The 18,497-nt window shown below is 27.0% G+C and carries 17 protein-coding genes; 7 read left to right on the forward strand and 10 right to left on the reverse strand.

Translation table 11 applies throughout. The features are described 5' to 3' along the window. Positions 1-36: 36 nt before the first annotated feature. From R5397_RS01590 to R5397_RS01600, 3 genes are read right to left on the reverse strand one after another with little or no spacing between them, the layout of a single operon-like run. Complete coding sequence (locus R5397_RS01590) at positions 37-900, reverse strand: xanthine dehydrogenase family protein subunit M (RefSeq protein WP_421623049.1); 864 nt, start codon at positions 898-900, stop codon at positions 37-39. Then, a complete protein-coding gene (locus tag R5397_RS01595) occupies positions 897-1,358 on the reverse strand; it encodes a hypothetical protein (protein ID WP_247065694.1) in 462 nt (153 codons plus the stop codon). Before R5397_RS01595 ends, R5397_RS01590 begins: the two co-directional genes overlap by 4 nt. Further along, the gene (locus R5397_RS01600) at positions 1,345-3,216 is read right to left on the reverse strand and encodes a hypothetical protein (protein ID WP_421622662.1); all 1,872 of its coding nucleotides are present in this window, start codon (positions 3,214-3,216) and stop codon (positions 1,345-1,347) included. Before R5397_RS01600 ends, R5397_RS01595 begins: the two co-directional genes overlap by 14 nt. A 274-nt stretch (positions 3,217-3,490) precedes the next feature. Here R5397_RS01600 and R5397_RS01605 point away from each other — a divergent pair, with 274 nt between their 5' ends. Then, positions 3,491-5,320 carry a coiled-coil domain-containing protein gene (locus tag R5397_RS01605; RefSeq protein ID WP_421622663.1) on the forward strand — a complete coding sequence of 610 codons (1,830 nt, stop codon included), beginning with the start codon at positions 3,491-3,493 and terminating at the stop codon, positions 5,318-5,320. 2 nt (positions 5,321-5,322) lie between these two features. Here R5397_RS01605 and ligA read toward each other — a convergent pair whose 3' ends face one another. Further along, a complete protein-coding gene (gene ligA / locus R5397_RS01610; RefSeq protein ID WP_421622664.1) occupies positions 5,323-7,329 on the reverse strand; it encodes an NAD-dependent DNA ligase LigA in 2,007 nt (668 codons plus the stop codon). A 215-nt stretch (positions 7,330-7,544) separates the two neighbouring features. Between ligA and R5397_RS01615 the strand changes: the two genes are divergently transcribed. Genes R5397_RS01615 through R5397_RS01640 form a run of 6 tightly spaced genes read left to right on the forward strand, consistent with a single transcriptional unit; the run spans position 7,545 to position 12,776 of the window. Next, a complete protein-coding gene (locus R5397_RS01615) occupies positions 7,545-7,925 on the forward strand; it encodes a response regulator (protein ID WP_247065690.1) in 381 nt (126 codons plus the stop codon). Between the two features lie 10 nt (positions 7,926-7,935). Next, complete coding sequence (fliS, locus tag R5397_RS01620) at positions 7,936-8,355, forward strand: flagellar export chaperone FliS (protein ID WP_247065689.1); 420 nt, start codon at positions 7,936-7,938, stop codon at positions 8,353-8,355. Continuing rightward, on the forward strand, positions 8,345-8,743 hold the full coding sequence (locus tag R5397_RS01625) for a hypothetical protein (RefSeq protein WP_421622665.1): 399 nt from the start codon (positions 8,345-8,347) through the stop codon (positions 8,741-8,743). The genes fliS and R5397_RS01625 overlap by 11 nt, the downstream gene beginning before the upstream one ends. Further along, positions 8,740-11,496, forward strand: coding sequence for a DNA polymerase I (gene polA / locus R5397_RS01630; RefSeq protein ID WP_421622666.1), 2,757 nt, complete (start codon positions 8,740-8,742; stop codon positions 11,494-11,496). The genes R5397_RS01625 and polA overlap by 4 nt, the downstream gene beginning before the upstream one ends. Next, positions 11,475-12,071: a dephospho-CoA kinase gene (gene coaE, locus R5397_RS01635; RefSeq protein ID WP_421622667.1), complete on the forward strand. Its 597-nt coding sequence runs from the start codon at positions 11,475-11,477 to the stop codon at positions 12,069-12,071. The genes polA and coaE overlap by 22 nt, the downstream gene beginning before the upstream one ends. Next, positions 12,072-12,776 carry an SPOR domain-containing protein gene (locus R5397_RS01640; protein ID WP_421622668.1) on the forward strand — a complete coding sequence of 235 codons (705 nt, stop codon included), beginning with the start codon at positions 12,072-12,074 and terminating at the stop codon, positions 12,774-12,776. Here R5397_RS01640 and R5397_RS01645 read toward each other — a convergent pair. From R5397_RS01645 to R5397_RS01670, 6 genes are all read right to left on the reverse strand, one after another. Then, positions 12,759-14,123, reverse strand: a complete 1,365-nt coding sequence (locus tag R5397_RS01645; RefSeq protein WP_421622669.1) for an FGGY-family carbohydrate kinase — start codon at positions 14,121-14,123, stop codon at positions 12,759-12,761. The two genes, R5397_RS01640 and R5397_RS01645, sit on opposite strands and share 18 nt — an antisense overlap. A 4-nt stretch (positions 14,124-14,127) precedes the next feature. Further along, complete coding sequence (locus tag R5397_RS01650) at positions 14,128-15,348, reverse strand: ribose-phosphate pyrophosphokinase (RefSeq protein WP_421622670.1); 1,221 nt, start codon at positions 15,346-15,348, stop codon at positions 14,128-14,130. A 177-nt stretch (positions 15,349-15,525) separates the two neighbouring features. Continuing rightward, the gene (locus tag R5397_RS01655; RefSeq protein WP_421623050.1) at positions 15,526-16,161 is read right to left on the reverse strand and encodes a hypothetical protein; all 636 of its coding nucleotides are present in this window, start codon (positions 16,159-16,161) and stop codon (positions 15,526-15,528) included. Positions 16,162-16,251: 90 nt separating this feature from the next. Then, positions 16,252-16,785, reverse strand: coding sequence for a tetratricopeptide repeat protein (locus R5397_RS01660; RefSeq protein WP_421623051.1), 534 nt, complete (start codon positions 16,783-16,785; stop codon positions 16,252-16,254). Between the two features lie 61 nt (positions 16,786-16,846). After that, positions 16,847-17,926, reverse strand: coding sequence for a hypothetical protein (locus R5397_RS01665; RefSeq protein WP_421622671.1), 1,080 nt, complete (start codon positions 17,924-17,926; stop codon positions 16,847-16,849). Between the two features lie 178 nt (positions 17,927-18,104). Continuing rightward, on the reverse strand, positions 18,105-18,332 hold the full coding sequence (locus R5397_RS01670) for a KTSC domain-containing protein (protein ID WP_025375539.1): 228 nt from the start codon (positions 18,330-18,332) through the stop codon (positions 18,105-18,107). Positions 18,333-18,497: the final 165 nt, after the last annotated feature.

Raw genomic sequence — 18,497 nt, forward strand, 5'->3', positions numbered from 1 at the left:
ACCAGCAATTACTTAATAATGCCAACTTTTACAAGACTAAAAACTAGATAATATATCAAAATAAAAATTTTTTATAAGTCTTAAACTTCTCTCCCCTAAACTAAAGTTTTTAACATCTCTAATATTTTTATCCAGCATCTTAAGAGAATCTTCAATTTCAACTAAAGATAAAGGTAAAGACTTACTAAGAAGTAAAACTTGAAAATCCCTTAAAGTAATAACCTTGTCATTATAAAATATCTTCATCAAAAAATCACTTATAATATCTCTTTTAATATTTAAAAGAACACAAATAAAAATAATGTTTGCCTCTTTTAAAATATCAAATGAAAAAGTATCAACAAATATTCTGCTACAAAAACTCTTATTCCATAAATTTGTGATTGGAAATTTTAATTTACTTAAAAATAAAGTATGGCGACTTTGTATATAATCATCCCTGTTAATACTGTAAGCATTATAAGTATAAGTTCTTTTAGTTAAAATATTTTTAAATTCAAGCTGAGCATCAAGACTTAACAATAAAGGATATAAATCAAATACTGTGTTTTTATAATAAAATCCATTAGCAATATTAATACTATTTAGATATATCCTATCATTTAGTCTTGAAATAAATTCATAAAACAACCTTGGAATATTTCTCTCTCCAAATTGCAATATTGTATCATAAGTAACACATGGTCCCATTTCCAAAAAATTACTCTTAAGAAAAACTTTATTAAATCTTTCAAAGTTATTAATTATAAAAAAATTATCAGAAATTTCATTTTTCATGAAAATTTCAGAATTTTTATGAAAATCAATCTCATTATAAACTATATAATTGTTTGAATCTTCTCTAAATAAATTAACAAGTGCATTAAAATTTTCTGGATAATATACCTTCACACCTCTTATTTCCTCTCTAACTCTTCCAATCTCAAATAAAGATCTAAAAAAGTATTAACATCAAGACAATTACACTTTAATGTATTATAATATCCTAAAATATCAGCCCTAATTATAACTTTACGTTTTAAAAGATAATAAAATAATAATGCATTAGATGAAAAACAATTTGTACAAAACCCAAAATCATTTTCTAATAAAACCTTAACTAAGGTTTCATAAAAAGTTGTATTTTGCAATCCCTCAACAGTAATGATGCTACGTCCATTTAACATAAAGGCTGAAACTAAAGACGAATATACAGGCTTTAAGTCTAAGAGCACTAATGAGAAGTTTTTATTCATATTTTCAATAAAACTTCGATTGCCTGAATAAAAAATACTTATCAAAAGCTCTCTAGTACTTAAAGGAAGCTTAATACTTTTTGAAAGAGTCTCTCCATTTAAATTAAAGCTAATTAGTATCAATTCGTATACTCCAATTATCTAGAATATCCTTAAGATCAATAGGGGTCTTACAGATATTGAAGTCAAAAGCCTGGATTAAAGCTGTCTTTACTGCAGAAACAGATGCAATAAATAATATTCTAAAAGAAAAAACAAATTCACCATCTTCAATAAACTCAAGTTCCACAGAATCAACAATATCATAAGTAATATTTCCAAAAACATAATCAACTGCCAAGCTAAAAATTGAAAATATACGCTTATTATTTATCCTAAGTTTATCAAACTTACCGTTTTCAACAAAAAAATTCACATTACTAAACACAATATTAAAAGAATATATTTCTATATCAATCTCAAGAGAACAAGCAACATTAAATTTCTTATCTATATCTATATCTATAACAAAATTTTGACCAGCTACAACAGGATACTCTCCCTTAAAATTATCACCGATCATCATGACAAGCACATCTTTAATAGCCAAAACTTCTCTTTCAATAATGTAAGATTCTTTAATCAACGTACTATAAAGTCCAACATCATCTATAAAAACATCACTAACAATAAAATTTACATTATTATAAGATAAGCTAAAAGTCCTAGCTAAAATATTCCTTAAATAGTTCATTAAGTTGATATCCATAATTTTATAAGGAATAAACACATCTAATTTATCCTTATGTAAACTCATAGAAACAGTTTGATTGCCACCTAAGAGAGCAGAATCTAGATTAGAGTCCAGATTCAAAAAGGCAAATCCTATACCTTTTCTTCTCACATCAAAAATATTATATTCATTCTTTAAACTTATAGAAGATGACTTGCGCATGATAGAATTTTTCAAATCCATCTCTTTAAAAAGCTTAAAAAAAACATCATATTCACTCTTAACATAGCTGAGCAAATAACTAAGAGGTTCTATTGACAAACTGACTGCAAGATTATAAAAATTTGAATAAATAAAATTATAAACAGCAATTCCAAATAAAAAATAATTATCATAAAAAAACACAGAATTACTTGTAGTTGATATAAAATTAAAGTGTACACACACATCAAAAAATAAATTATCAAAAATATGCCTGAGGTAATCAAAATAAAATTTATATAAAAAGTTTAATGGTCTGTTGATTTCAAGATCTAACATAATCTTATCAAGCCTATTTTCTGATGATAAATAATTCACAGCCGAAAACTTTAAGCTTAAAGATTGTGCCATTAAAAAATGTCTCTTATAATAAAGAACATTAACCTTCAGCCCAAGTTTTTTAGCAATTATTATGCCTTGTAAGACAGCATTAAAAGAAACTGAAAACAAAACACTAACACAATCATTATTAATAGGATTGATAATGATCTTATCTTTAGCAATACAAAAATTATAACTAATAATTTGCTTTACAAGTGCAATATTATCAAGGTCTGCATCAATGACTAAACTATCATCCTTAAAGCATACTCTAACTAAAATAACATCACTGCAATAACTCAAAAAGTCTGAAAACTCATAATAAGAATTATAAATTTTAAACTCACCCAATTCTTTTAATCCTGAATCAAAATAAACATCGTTTTGCTCAATGGCTTTTAATTCAAAAACAACACTTGCTTCTGCTTCTACTAAAGAGTCTAAGCTACTAGAATATAAAACCAAAGGAATTTGTCCTTCAAAATTTATTTTATTATCAAAAAGTTTTAAATCAAATTCATTAGAATCAACAGCATCGATAAACTTTAAGATAATATCATCTTTATAACTTATATTAAAAACCTGATCTTTATATTTATCTAAAATCTTAAAATCTTCAATGATAGAATTCTTGATATTACAACAAACTGGCAAAGCCCAAACTTCTTCCATATTCTTTAGCTTCATAAACAATTAAATAAAATAAGGGGTCAAAAACTCATAATTTATCTTCTATTTGTATCATTATGGCACAATACCAACAAAATTACTATTAAAACCAAAAAATGATGTAACAATTAAATTTACTCAATTAATGATATCTCAAAGATTAAAGTATAGGACTTAACGATTATATTATTTTAATGTTATTAAACATATAATATTTTCTTTTGATAAATTTTACAAAATATGATAACATCAAAATTAAGAATGAATATCAAATAATATTAACAGGGTGTTTATGGGTAAAAAGATACTTTCAATGCTCTCTAAAATTTTTATGCTGCTCTCTTGTATATTACTTTTTGGAGAGTCCAAAAAAAATATAACTCACTATATAATGAATCACTCAAAGGTTTATATTCCCAAAGAAGACTTAAGTGAAGATTTTGACAACGAAGAAGAGATAATTTATCATAAGAAAAATGAAATTTCAAAAGATAACAACTCAAATGCACCAAGTAAAAAATCAAATAAATTTAAAGTTTCAAAACAACTTCAAGTATCAGATAACAGAAAAACTAGAAATAATATCTTAACAAATGAAAAGTTACAATATCCACAAAGTCTAAACACAAAAAATTTTTACTCAGAACAAGAAAATATAGACGATTGGTTAATAAAAGATATAGATAACTTAAAACTTAGAATTGAAAACTATGAGAAAAAAATAGAAAATATAGAAAATCTTTTAAATCACACAAATATAAAATCAATAAAAAAAAATAATGAAGAATACGAAATTTTAACAAAAAGTTTAAAAGAAATCATTGAAAAGATAAAAAATCTAATTAACATAAAAGAAAATTTATTTAATCATGCTCTTCAATCAAAAAACAAACATTACAACAATGATCAAGAATATGAAGAAAATCAAAATGAATATATATCAAATGAAGAATATAATTATCCACCTGAAAAAAACACATATGATATGCATGCTCAAGAACAGGAATATTTCAATTCAGAAACCCAAATCCTAAGTGAACTGGATGATAAAATCAATAATAATAAAGACACTCTTAACAACAATACTCACAAGCTAAGTGAACTGGATGATAAAATCAATAATAACAAAGATACTCTCAACAACAATACTCACAAGCTAAGTGAACTGGATAATAAAATCAATAATAATAAAGACACTCTCAACAACAATACTCACAAGCTAAGTGAACTGGATGATAAAATCAATAATAATAAAGACACTCTTAACAACAATACTCACAAGCTAAGTGAACTGGATGATAAAATCAATAATAACAAAGATACTCTTAACAACAATACTCACAAGCTAAGTGAACTGGATGATAAAATCAATAATAACAAAGATACTCTCAACAACAATACTCACAAGCTAAGTGAACTGGATAATAAAATCAATAATAACAAAGACACCTTATTAGCATTTCAAAAAGAATTAATAGACTTAAAAAATAATCATGATACTAGCTTAAAAAATATCGAAAATAATTTATCTTCAATAGAAAAAGTAATCAATGCACTAAAAGACAAAATTGACCAAAATACAGAATTATATGAAGAGAATAAAGATAAAATTCAACAAAAGCAAGACAAAATAAATATATTAGATGAAAAATTAACGAATAATGAAAATGCTATTTTAACACTTAAAGAAGAATTTGCAAAATACAAAAATAAAGACCTATTCACACATGACAACAGAGAACCACAATATACAAAAAAGGAATTTTATCCTAAAAATGAAAAAACAAAGCATAAAAGCACTGCAATAAAAACTGCTGAATTTACAATATATCCAGATACACATTCAAACAATTATAATTTTAAAGATCAAAGCAGTGAGTTTGATTTTAAAAAATCTAACGGATATTACATTGAAATAGAACCAACAAAAAATTTATATAGAGCACAAGAAATTTACAAATTAATCCCAAAATATAATGTTAAAACCCATTTCATTAACCCATCACTCAAACATAAAGAAAAATTTTTCAGAAACTTAATAAAAGTAGAACATACAAATGAAATAGGAACTCTATACAAAAACCTAGCATCTGAATTTAAAAAAATAAGAATAATAAAATAAATTTAATTATCTAAATCCACAAAATCTTTAATATCAACGAGACCAAAGGTTTTAATTCTCAAATTATTAGCTATTTTCAATTTTGCTCCAGGGTTCTCTCCAACAAGTAAAAAATCTAAACGCTTAGTAACTGCCCTATTGAAAATAGCACCTTTTTTAGTAATCTTTTCAATAAGAACATCTCTAGGATACCCTTCAAAAGAACCTGTAATACAAAATTTTTTGCCAAATAAAAAAGAGTCATCCACAGCATAATTAGTATTATATTCTTCCAATTTAAACCCTAATTCTTTAAAAAAATTAAACTTATCAAGAATAGTCTTATCATTAAACGCTTCAATAATATTTAAAGCTATCCTCTCACCTATTCCCTTAATCTTTAAAAGTTTGGCAAGAGCAGCCTCTTTATTTTTGCAAAGAGTCCTAATTATATCAAACGAGTTTAAATTGTTATTAATTAAAACCAATATTGTATTTTCTCCAAGCTCTTTAATTCCCATCCCAAGAAGCAACTTTCTAAATGGCCTACCTTTACTATCGCTAATTGAACGCTTTAAATTATCTATTCTCTTAAGATCAAAACCCCTTAAATTAATAAGTCTATCAAAATTAAAAGTATAAAGCTCAATCTCAGAAGATATAAACTTCATTTCAAAAAGGAATTCTATTGTTTTCCCTGAAAGTCCTACAATATTCATGCATTTCTTACTACAAAAATATTTTATCTGTTCAATTATTCGATAAGGACAATGTTTATTTACACAAAAAAGATGTGCCCCCTCTTTAATTAAAGTCATTTTACATGAAGGACAATTACTCGAAATTTTAAAACTACCAATCGCAAGCTTCTCTACCAGCAATTCAACAGCAGGAATTACATCCCCACGTCTTGAAATCGCAACAACATCTCCAATATTTAAGCCAATAGAATCTATATAATTTTGATTATGCAAACTTGCATTAGTAATAAAAGCCCCCGCAACAAATACCTTCTCCACATGTGCAACAGGAGTAATTTTGCCACTTCGGCCAACCTGAACGACTATATCAACAATTTTGCTTACGCCTGTGCAAGATTTAAATTTATAAGCTATTGACCACTTCGGATGATGAGAAGTATATCCTAAAATCTCCCTTAAAATAAAGCTATCAACTTTCAACACAACACCATCAATTTCATATTCTAAAGAATCTCTTCGCATCTCTATCTTTTTAACATGATTAGTAATTTCCTCTAAGTTTTTGCCACCAAAAAATTTACAAAAAGGATTAATTTTAAATCCAAATTTCTTAAGCTTATCAAACGCATCATGATTAGTACTCAATCCCAAACTAGAATATAAAATATCATAAACAAAAATATCTAAAGGAAAACTAGCAACTTCTCTACTATTTATTCTTCTCAATATACCTGAGGCTAAATTTCTAGCATTAAGATAAGGATTCTTTAATGTATGATTTATTTTCAAAAAATTTTCCTTAGTAATATAAATTTCACCCCGCAATACCAATTCAACCTTTTCATCAATAGATAAAGGAATATTTTTAATTGTTCTAATATTCTCAGTAACATCATTACCAACCCTTCCATCTCCCCTAGTCAAAGCTCTCTGCAGTATCCCATCTTTATAATAGAGAACAATTGAACACCCATCAATCTTGGGCTCAACTGAGATGCCAGTATAAGCCCCCAAACTAGAACCTTCTAAAACCATTTTCTCAATCCACAATAATAATTCCTTAATATCATAAGCCTTATCCAAACTCAATATAGGTAAAGGATGTGCAACCTCTTCAAAATTATTTAAAAGATCGCTTCCAAACTTAAGAGTGGGAGAATCCAAAGTTTTATATTCAGGATACTTACTCTCCAAATCTTGAAGTCTTAAAATAGCTTTATCATAAGTCAAATCACTCACACTGGGTGAGGAATCAACATAATACTCTTTATTCCATTTCTTGATATTATCTCTTAAACATAAAATTTCATTTTCTATATCTTTGATCATAAATTTAACATTGAATCTACCCAAAATTCACATTATATTTTAACAAAATAATGTAAATAAAAATATAAATTTTCAGGGATAAGTTATTGAGTAATAAACTCATTCATTCTAAAATCTAAAGTAAAATACAAAATAGATAATTATGCATGATATCTTTATTTATATTAAATGATATTTAATATGTTATCATGTTAAAATTAGATAAGGAGTTGGGTTTGGAAGAAAATAAAAAGGCCTTAATAGTTGATGATTCTATTTTTATGCGAAAAAACTTAATCAAGATATTGAAAAAGCTAGGCTTTAACGAATTTTTTGAAGCAGAAGATGGAATACAGGCTATTAAAGAATTCGAAAAACAGGAAAAAATTCATCTAATAACTCTTGATATAACAATGATGAGCATGGATGGCATTACAGCCCTTGAAAAAATAAATGAAGTTAACAAAAAACTTGCACGAAAAATGAATGTATTGATGGTTACAGCACTTGGAAAACAAGAACTCATTGCAAAAGCTTTAGAACTTGGAGCAAAAGGATATATTACAAAACCTTTCAAAGAAGAACAAATAGTAGAACAAATACAAAGATTAAACTAGGAGAACATCCTTGATAGCAAAAGAAGAAATCTATAAAAAAACACAAATCAATACATCCAGTCCTATATCAATATTGGTAATGCTTTATGAAAAAGCAATACAAGATTTAGAGCTTGCCAAAGAATTTTATAAAAGTAAAGATCTAACTAGTACAGCAAAAGCAGATGAAAAAGTTTACCATGCACAAGACATCATCATTGAATTAATGTCTACACTAAATTTCGAAGATGGTGGAGATATTTCAAATAACTTATTCTCAATATATTCTTTTTTAAACAAAACATTAGAAAATGTTACATTAGAAAAGAATAGAGATAATATTCAAGAAGTTTTAAAGCATCTTAAAAATCTGCACACAGCTTGGAAAGCATTGCTTAAAAAAGATAATAATATTATTAACAAGAAATTAGGAATCAATATTGTCAACTAATAGAATATTAAAAATATATTTAAAAGATTTAATACTTGAACTAAAAAAATTAAAAGCTATTCTAAAATTTGAAAATGAAGAAATCAATAAAGGAATGCTAAACATATTAAATATTACAAATCCTGCAAAGGATTTAATCTTAAATTCAATCAATAATTATTATATAACCATAAATTCATGGCTAGAGGGACAAGAACAAATGCAAGAAGAAATTAAAAAATTAATTGGGGACACTTGCTTGTTAAAAGAAAAAATATGCGTTCAATATCAAAATACACACAAAACTTTAAAAAGGATATTTGCCCAAAAAACAACAATACCAAAAACACAATTTTCTAAAACTCTCTTTAAATACAATAACCCAATTTTAGTAGATGTAAAAATATGAAAGAAATTTACCTAATTGACGCCTTAAATATAATATTTAGAAACTATCATGTAATGAAAAACAATCCTTTAACAAATAGCAAAGGAGAAAATGTTAATGCATTTATTGGATTTTTCAAAACTCTTTTTTTCATAATAAAAGAGAAAAATCCAGAAAATCTAATCGTAACTTTTGACTCAGAGACACAAACATTTAGACAACAAAAGTATCCAAGTTACAAAGCAACAAGAGATGCTCCTCCAGATAATTTAATTCCTCAAATTTACTGGATCAAAGAAAGTTTAATAAAAGCAAACATCCCAATGTTCGAAATACAAGGATACGAAGCTGATGATCTTATAGCCAGCTTTGCAAAAAAAACAGAAAGCAACAATTACTTAACTTATATCATTTCTCCAGACAAAGATTTATTACAACTGATGTCGGATAAAACCAAAATAATTAAAATCGAGAATAGTAGCTTTGTGGAAATGGATAATGATTATGTGATAAAAAAATTTGGAGTAAATAAATCCCAAATCAAAGATTATTTATCCATTGTTGGAGACAGATCAGATAATATACCAGGTATCAAAGGAATTGGGAAAAAGGGAGCTGTCAAGCTATTAAATGAATTTCACACATTAAATGGAATATACGATAATTTAGACTCCATCAACAATAAATATAGAGAAATATTACTAAGAGAGAGAGAAAATGCCTTTTTAAGTTATGAACTTATAAGTCTTGTAGACGATCTAAAATTGCCATCACTTGAAAAATTTAAACTGGAAAACTTAAAAGAAGACATCCTTTCATTATTTGAAGAATATTCTGCAACAACCCTAATTAAATCTTACAAGACTATATTAAAAAAAAGATATGCTACAAATCAAACACAAAAGTCGCTCTTTGAAACCAACATAAATCAAACAAACACAGAGATTTCACAAACAACATCACCTTCAAATGCTCTTAAAACAATACAAGAAGAAAATATCAAATATGAAACAATATTAAAAAAAGAACAACTTGACTTACTAATAGAAAAACTAAAACAAGCAAACTATGTAGCAATAGATACAGAAACAACTTCGCTTAATGTCAATGAAGCGCAAATCATAGGAATTTCGGTTTCATTTAAAGAATTTGAAAGCTACTATATTCCTATAGAAACTAAAGAAAAAAAAACTATTGAAAAAGAATACATAATCCAAAAATTCAATGAATTTTTTAAAGCAAAACCTAAGTTAATTGGTCAAAACTACAAATTCGATTACAAAATACTTAAAAAACATGAATTTAATGCAATCCCACCTTACTTTGATACAATGATAGCAGCATATGTTATCGATCCAAACACAAAAGTATCTCTTGATTTCTTAGCAGAAAAATATTTAATGCATAAAAATATCAGGTACGAAAAAATAGTAGCACAAAATAGTACTTTGAAAGACGTCCCACTTGAGATAGTCTCCAATTATGCTGCTGAAGATGCTGATATTACTTTCAGGTTATTTAAAATCTTTACAAAAAAACTAAAAGAAGACAACCTTGAAAATCTAATGACAGATATAGAAATGCCATTTAGCAATGTCATTACAGAAATGGAAGAAAATGGAATTTATCTTGATAAAGGTTATCTAAGACAATATAGCTGTGAACTTGATAAAGAATTAAAATTAATTGAAAATGAGATAATAAAAAATATAGGTATTGAATTTAATCTAAATTCAACGAAACAACTACATACAGTCTTATTTGAAAGATTAAATCTAGTACTACCCCAAAATGTCAAGCAAGATTCAACAGATATTAAAGTACTAGAGACAATAAAAGAGCAACATGAATCTATACCAAAACTCATACAATATAGACAAATCGCAAAACTAAAAAATACATATACAGATAATTTAATAGAGTTTGTAAATGAAAAAACAAATAAAATACATACAAATTTCATACAAACAAAAACAGCAACGGGTCGCATTTCAAGCACCTCACCCAACCTACAAAATATCCCAATCAAAGATGAAAAAGGACGTAAAATAAGAGAAGCATTTAAGCCTGAGAAAGGCAATATTTTTATTTCTGCTGACTATTCACAAATTGAACTTGTTATACTAGCCCACCTCTCAGAAGACGAATCACTAATTGAGTCATTTAAAAATAAAAAAGACATTCACATAAAAACAGCATCACAACTCTTTAAAGTAGATGAGGAAAAAGTAACATCTTCCATGAGAAGAATAGCAAAATCAATTAATTTTGGAATAATTTATAGAATGTCAGCCTTTAGACTCTCAAAAGAACTGTCTATTAAAAGAGAAGAGGCTCAAAAGTTCATCGATGCATACTTCAATCTTTATTCTAAAATAAAAACTTTTATACAAAATCAAATAGATTTTGTCAGACAAAATGGATACAGTGAAACTCTTCTTAAAAGAAGGAGATATATAAAAGAAATTAATAGTCAAAATTACTCAGAACGCTCAGGAGCTGAACGAATAGCAATAAATAGTACAATTCAAGGCAGTGCATCCGATATAATGAAAATCGCAATGATTAAAGTATATAATGAACTTAAAAATAAAAACTTAAAGTCAAAAATACTCTTACAAGTACACGATGAAATGCTAATCGAATCACCCGAACAAGAATGTGAAGAAGTAAACAAAATAATCAAAGAAATGATGGAAAATGCCTATCCTTTAAAACTTCCTCTAAAAGTAAATATTGAGACTGGAAAATCATGGGGAGAAATTCATCAATAATTGGCATAACTGGTAAAATATCAACTGGCAAAGACACCGTTTCAAAAATCATTAGCAGTGAATATGGTTTTCACGAAATAAATGTAGATAAAATTGGACACATAGCCCTACAAGCAAAACAAAACACAGTAGTCAAGATATTTGGGAAACAAATATTAAATAATAAAAACGAAATAGAAAGAATAAAACTGAGAAATATTGTATTTAATGACAGAAAAAAACTAGAAAAATTAGAAGCAATAACACATCCCCTTATATATAAAGAAGTAGAACAAGTAATATTAAAGAAAAAATTTGATAAAATCATAATTAATGCTGCACTACTTTTTAAATTAAATCTTGCAAAATTCTGCGGGCATATATTTATAACAAAAACAAATGATGAGATAATAAAAAAAAGACTCAGATCAAGTCGCAACATTGATGAAAATTTGATTATAAATATTCTTAAGTGTCAAAAAGATATTTTTTTAAACAAAAATATTCTAAATTCAAAAATAATAAATATAATTAACAATAAGAGCTATGAATATCTAAAAAATGAAATTAGGACAAAGATGAAAGAGGTAATATAGATGAGAGATTTTAATGAAAATAATAACAAAGGATTTTTAGTAGCATTAACTTCAATTGTAATTGTTTGTACAATTATATTTCTTGGAATAATTATTTTCTTCCCAAATAAAAACTTAGCCTCCGACATCGCAAGTAAAAATATTATTTTACAAGAGACAAAAGATGAAAAAGTTATAGAAAGTGAAAACAATGAAGATACTTTAGAAATAACTGATAATCCAAATGAAATCATAATTGACCTTACACAAGAGGTCAAACAAGATAAAAGTTTCAATAGTAGTATAAATCAAAATAATAAAAAAATTATTAATAAAAAAGAATCACAGAGCATAAATCAAAATAAAACTACAAAAACATACACAAAAGAAGAAAAATTGCAAAAAACACAAACACTTGCAAGGACAAATCAAGAAAACAAAAAAGAACAAAAACACAATAACTTTGAAAACAAATATGACCCTCTAAAAGAATACTACATACAATTTGCATCACTCTCAGATCCAATCTCTGCTGATAACAATATTCAAGAATTGATGAAATATAAAATAAATGCAAAAATTTATTCAGCAACAATAAACGATAAAGACACCTATAGAGTCAGATCTGGACCTTACAAAACCATATCAGAAGCAAAAATTGATCTCAATAAAATATCAGGCTCAAGTGAATTTAAGGATGCTTACATATTAACTATTAACAAATAAATCAAAATTAGAGACATACTTATGATATTTCTCTAAATAAACATCATGCATACTGGCACTAAAGGATATAACCTGTTTAAATTTAGCAAGCTTTTTAAATGCCTTATCTAAGCTATCGAACTCCCCTAAGCAACAAAAAGCCAAGATTGCATTACCGATAATCTCGGCATGTTTAAACTCAAAAATCTTTAAATCTTTACCAATAATATTCGCTTTGAGTTCATTTAAAAACAAATTATCTGAATTAGAACCACTCACAAAAATGTCTAAAACATCCCCTTTAAAAGATTTAATCTGAAGTATTTTATTGTAAAAGGAAAAATAAGCAGCTTCAAGAATTGCAATTCCTACCTGTAAAGGATTATCTACTGTTCCGAAAATACCTTTACTCAAATTATCTCTTATTTGCGAATCTATTAAAATATGATCAGAAAAAAGCTTCCTCTTACTTAAATAAAAATAAACACTACCTGAATCATATACTCTAGGAATCTCTTCAAAAAATTCCTCAAACGATTTTTTCTTTTTAAATAATCTATCTTTAAACAATTGCAATAAGTATCCAGAAGGAACTATTCTTCCAATAACAAATAAATTATCTAAAAAATAAGGATACACCAAAGAAAAATCTGACAAATATGAATCTGAGATAAAATTCAAACCCTCGCTTGTACCTGTTCTATTTGATACAATTCCAGAAAAGAATGCCCCACTTCCAATAAGCACGCTTAAATAATCCATTCCAGCATTAATTACTTCTATCCCACTATCAATGCCAAATTCAATACTAGCACTATTAGTAACCCGACCAGCAACTTCTCCCATCCTTAAGAAAGGGGGAAATTTATTTGTGTCAAGATTATACTCTCTTATTTCAATATCATTCCAAATAAAAGGGATATAAGACAAACTTGGATAGCTTGTAATCAGATTACCTGTAAGCAAATAAATAAAATATTCAAAACAAGATACAAAATATCTGACCTTGTCATAAACTCCCCTCTCAACTGTGCTAAGCACAAAGGGTAAGAAAGATGATTTTCCTCTAAAGTTACCAACCACCTTAGAAGAATTCCAATGTAAAACTTCCAAAGGAACCAAATTTGAATCAAGAGCTATTAGACATGGAGAAATCCCACTAATAGAAATACAATCTATTTTTTTATACTTAAAATTAGAAATTATTCTCTTGAAAGCAAAAAGCCATATTTTATAATCAAAGTTTTCAAAATCAATACTGAAATAATCAAAATAATTTACATCAAAACCCTCTAAAACCCCATGATGAGAATTAATTAAAGCAGATTTTAAAGTACTAGTACCAATATCAATACTGAGTACATCCATAAAATTAACTCTTAGAAATCAAATTTTGAATGTCATGACTTCTATCAAGAATTTTTTGCAAACTAATCCTATTGTGAATGGCAAAAATTGCACCTGCAAAAAGATGTGCAACATTAGCCTCATAATACCAAGGTTTACTTATAAGTCTATCATCATGATACACAGCATTTGTCCCAATTATTTTATAAAAATAGCCTTCCTCATAAGCTTTATCAAAATATTTAATTGCATCTCCATTAAAAAATGGAAGACTTATTGCACATATAATCTTCTTAGCCCCCATACTTTTTAAAAGTTTCACAGCCTTAATTAAAGTTCCACCAGTAGCTAAAATATCATCACTCATAAAAACATTTTTACCCTCAACATCTCCTAAAAGTTTAGTAACAGAAATATTAGAATCGTTCACATTATGAGTTACCTTTGAATAATCTCTTTCCTTATAAAGCAAAGCTAAAGGCCTTTTAAGATTAGACGCAAAAAATTTGTTCCTATTAACAGCACCTGTATCAGGAGAAACAACTACCAAACTTGAATCTCTAATATCTATTAATTCAGCTAAAGCATCAAAAATTTCATAAGATGCATTTAAATTTTCAAAATACGTTTTTCTAAAAACATTTTCAATCGCTTTTGAATGAATGTCTAGTGTTAAAATATGTTTAACTCTCAATTCTTCTAAAAATCTCCCAAAAAGACTTGCTGTTAAACCTTCTCTTGAATGCTTTTTATCTTGCCTCGAGTAAGGATAAGAAGGAATGATAACACTAACAGAATTAGCCTTAGCCTGCATGCATGCATCTACTGTGGTCATCAAATTCATTAAATGATCATTAATTGTCATTACTACTTTTTCATTATTATTTACATTAACTGGATAAGTATTAGAAACATCTTGCACAATAAAAATATCTTTATTTCTTATGGTTTTTAAAATTTCTGCTTTAAATTCACCATTAGCAAACTTAACAAAGTTTACAGGAATTTCCACCGACTCATCAAATCTTAAGTTAGAAAATTCAAGTCCTTCTAAAAAAGGAGACAAAATTTCTTCAAGCTTCAAGACATCTTCTTTGAAACAACTAGAAGTTTGCGAAATTTTTTCAATAACTTCACTCTCACTCTCTAAAAATATTTTTTTAAGTTCTTCCATTATTTTATCTGCAAATACCATTCCACCAGGACAGGCAATAATTCCTATTGATTTCTTAATAAGCAAACCCAATTTTAAAACTCCCTACCTCAAACAGAAACTCTTTACTTCATTGTATATCAATACAAATAATTCACACAAGATTAAGGAAAATCTCTAAAGTTAAAACAGTAACAATTTTAATCATGAGCAAATTAAAACTAGACAATGCAATAAGCTTAAAAATGCAAAAATTTATTTATTATCCACCTAAATAATTCCAAACTCAAACCCTATACCAAATTTAAAATCAGAAAATTTATTATTCTGAATATTCCAACAATAATATCCCTCAAGTACCAAAAAGGCAAATGTAGATCTTGCACCAAGATCCCAACCAAAAATACCATATTCATCCATGATGGAATCCCTAAAAGCAGTAGCCATATTAACTCTAGGTCCAGTCAATAATGCAACAGCTCCAATAAAAAAATCTAACCTTGTATAAACTCTAGATTCAATAGCTGCAATGAATGAAAAAATATCACTCAACCGTCCCTTACAATTAACATACCTCAATACATTAAAACTAAATCCAAGTTCAAAACCAAGCGAAAAAAAATCATCAAATTTTGCTCCCATTTGAGCATATCCTCCATAAGTTAAACCGGTCTTAGCAATATTAACCATATCTGCAAAATCTGTAACGATTTTTTCTCTAGCCAAATCAAATATATTACTCTCAAGTTCTTCACCAATATATAAAGCTGTATTATAAAAGTTTGAAATAGTACTAACCGGAAAATCCAGACCCACTCCCAAATTAAGTTCAAAAGCAACATCCGAGAAAGCATTACCTGTGATAAATATCAATAAAGTTAAAAATAAAATCTTTATCTGCATAATACTTAAGTCTCCCAAAATATTTAAATGAATTTTCACATTAAGATCATTAAAAAATGAATGCCAAAATTAGCATAAAACAATCTTTAAACTTTAATTCTCCAAAACGGACGAGACTATCTCACTTGCATTAGAAGGAACTGAATATTTTAATTCCTTATATTTCAAAATATACTTCTTTGCAGTTTCCATGTCCTTCTTTAAATGATAAATATAAAAAACATTAAATAAAGCTTCTTGATTAGCAGGTGCGATTTCCAAAGTTTTTAAATAAAATTTCAAAGCCTCTTCTAAATTTTCCTTTTTAAAATATAGATAAGCTTTTAAATTAATCAACAAAATATTGTCCTGATCATTTTCCAATAAAGATTCAATCTTTAAGCCAGCTTCATCATATTTCTTCAAATTGATATAAGCCAAAATAAAATTATAAGTAGACGCATCATTCACATTAGAATTAAATTTAATAGCTTGTTCATAAAGCTCAACGGATGACTGATTATTACCAAGCTCCTCATTTAATCTGGCAAGCTTATAATACTCATCTGAAATAGCTTGATAATCTTCAGCAAAAGTTTTACAAGACAATATAAAATAAAAAAGGAAAAAAAATAAACCCTTATATATCAAAACAAAACCCAAATACTAGACTAAAATAAACATTACAAATTTCAATCAATATCAATGCCTAAATAACTACCGGAATCTCAAATCCAAATCCAGCCCTTAAATCTCTATATTTAAAATCATTAATAGAAAATAATAATGACGATTCAAAACTAAGGAAGGCTAATCTCAATCTAAGACCTGTCTCAATAACATTAAAAGGATTGGTTACTTTGCCATTACCAATTAAATTCCCTGCATAAACAGGATCTACAACTAAAGATCTATCACCAAAACCTGAAAATAAAGTAGCTGCTAAATAATAAATATCATATTTTATAAATAATCTTGGCACTATCCCTGAACCCAACTTAACAGGATAGGAAACCTTTAAAAAGTTTAAATTAGGAAACATCATCCTTCCAAGATTCACACCAAATCCAAGTTCAAATCCATAATAAAAATTACTGCTAGCAATAGGAAGACCAATTTGAAAATAACCTTGAAAACTAGTACTAAATAAAGGTGACAATTTTTGCCGCAAAGCATCATTTAAAACAGTCCCTGGTGTAGAAATTTCTTTACATAATCTCAAAAAATCATCTTTATTACTAATCCCAAACTCATTTAATTGACTAAATATTACTTCTTTTAATTCAAGAGCACGTTTTGCCGTTTTTTCTAAATCAACTAAGAGCTTTCTTATACTCGATCCAGTCTCACCTAATTTTTGAAGCGTAACCTTTTTGTTCAATTTACTCAATGCACGCAAAAATTCTCTCAAATCATGAGTACTATTCACAAGCAAGTCTAAATCATTCAAATCCGACTCCTCCATATTATTTACCTGTGAATTTGGATCCTTTCTACTATTAAACAAATTAGTGAGAAGACTTAAATTGTTTTGAAAAGAACTATATAAAGAAGATGCACTATCCTCAAATTCACTTAAACGATTAAGAAAATTATTTTGAAAATTTGTCAAGATAGTAAATAATTCAAAACTTATCAATTTATCTAAAACTGTACCAGTTTTTCTATTAAATAAAGAAAATGACTCGAGACTAATTTGTGTACTAAAACCCGCCGAGAAATATACAAACTTGGCATAAGATTTACTAAAAGACAAAAATAGTATTATAGTAATTAAAAATTTTTTCATATCCTAAGCCCTTATAAAACAATTACGCCATAATAACATTTATTGCAAAAAAATACAATCTAACTTCACTTTTTAAATCAAATCATGTTGTTCCCCATTATCAATTTAAAGGAAACAAATTAAGAAGAATTCTTAATGTATAGGAATCCTTCTTAAATAACTAAGTCAACAACTAAAATTAAAGCTTTTCCTGGTCATACTTATTAAATATATGTTCCGTTAAATATTTACCTACTGACCTTTTCTCTTGTACAAGCTTAGATATTATATTAAAGTGCCTTGGTTCAATCTTAAAATATTTATAGGCTCTTCCGTCCTTAAAAAATACAGAAAGTTCAGACAAAGCAGAATCATAATCAACTTGACATATTTTACTCAATTCATGAGATATTGTTAAAGTATTCAAACTTATATCCTCCAATGATTAATTCTTAGGAGTATAAAATATAAAGTAAAGAAAGAGTAAATTCATTAAATATTAAACATTTTTAATCAATAAAATCAAAATTTACTAAATGATATATTCCTTATAACTAATTGTATATGTTTAATACAATTTAGTCAAGCAAGT

Origin of the sequence: Borrelia sp. MN22-0132 (assembly GCF_049201035.1) — a bacterium.
Taxonomy (GTDB): Bacteria; Spirochaetota; Spirochaetia; order Borreliales; family Borreliaceae; genus Borrelia; species Borrelia puertoricensis.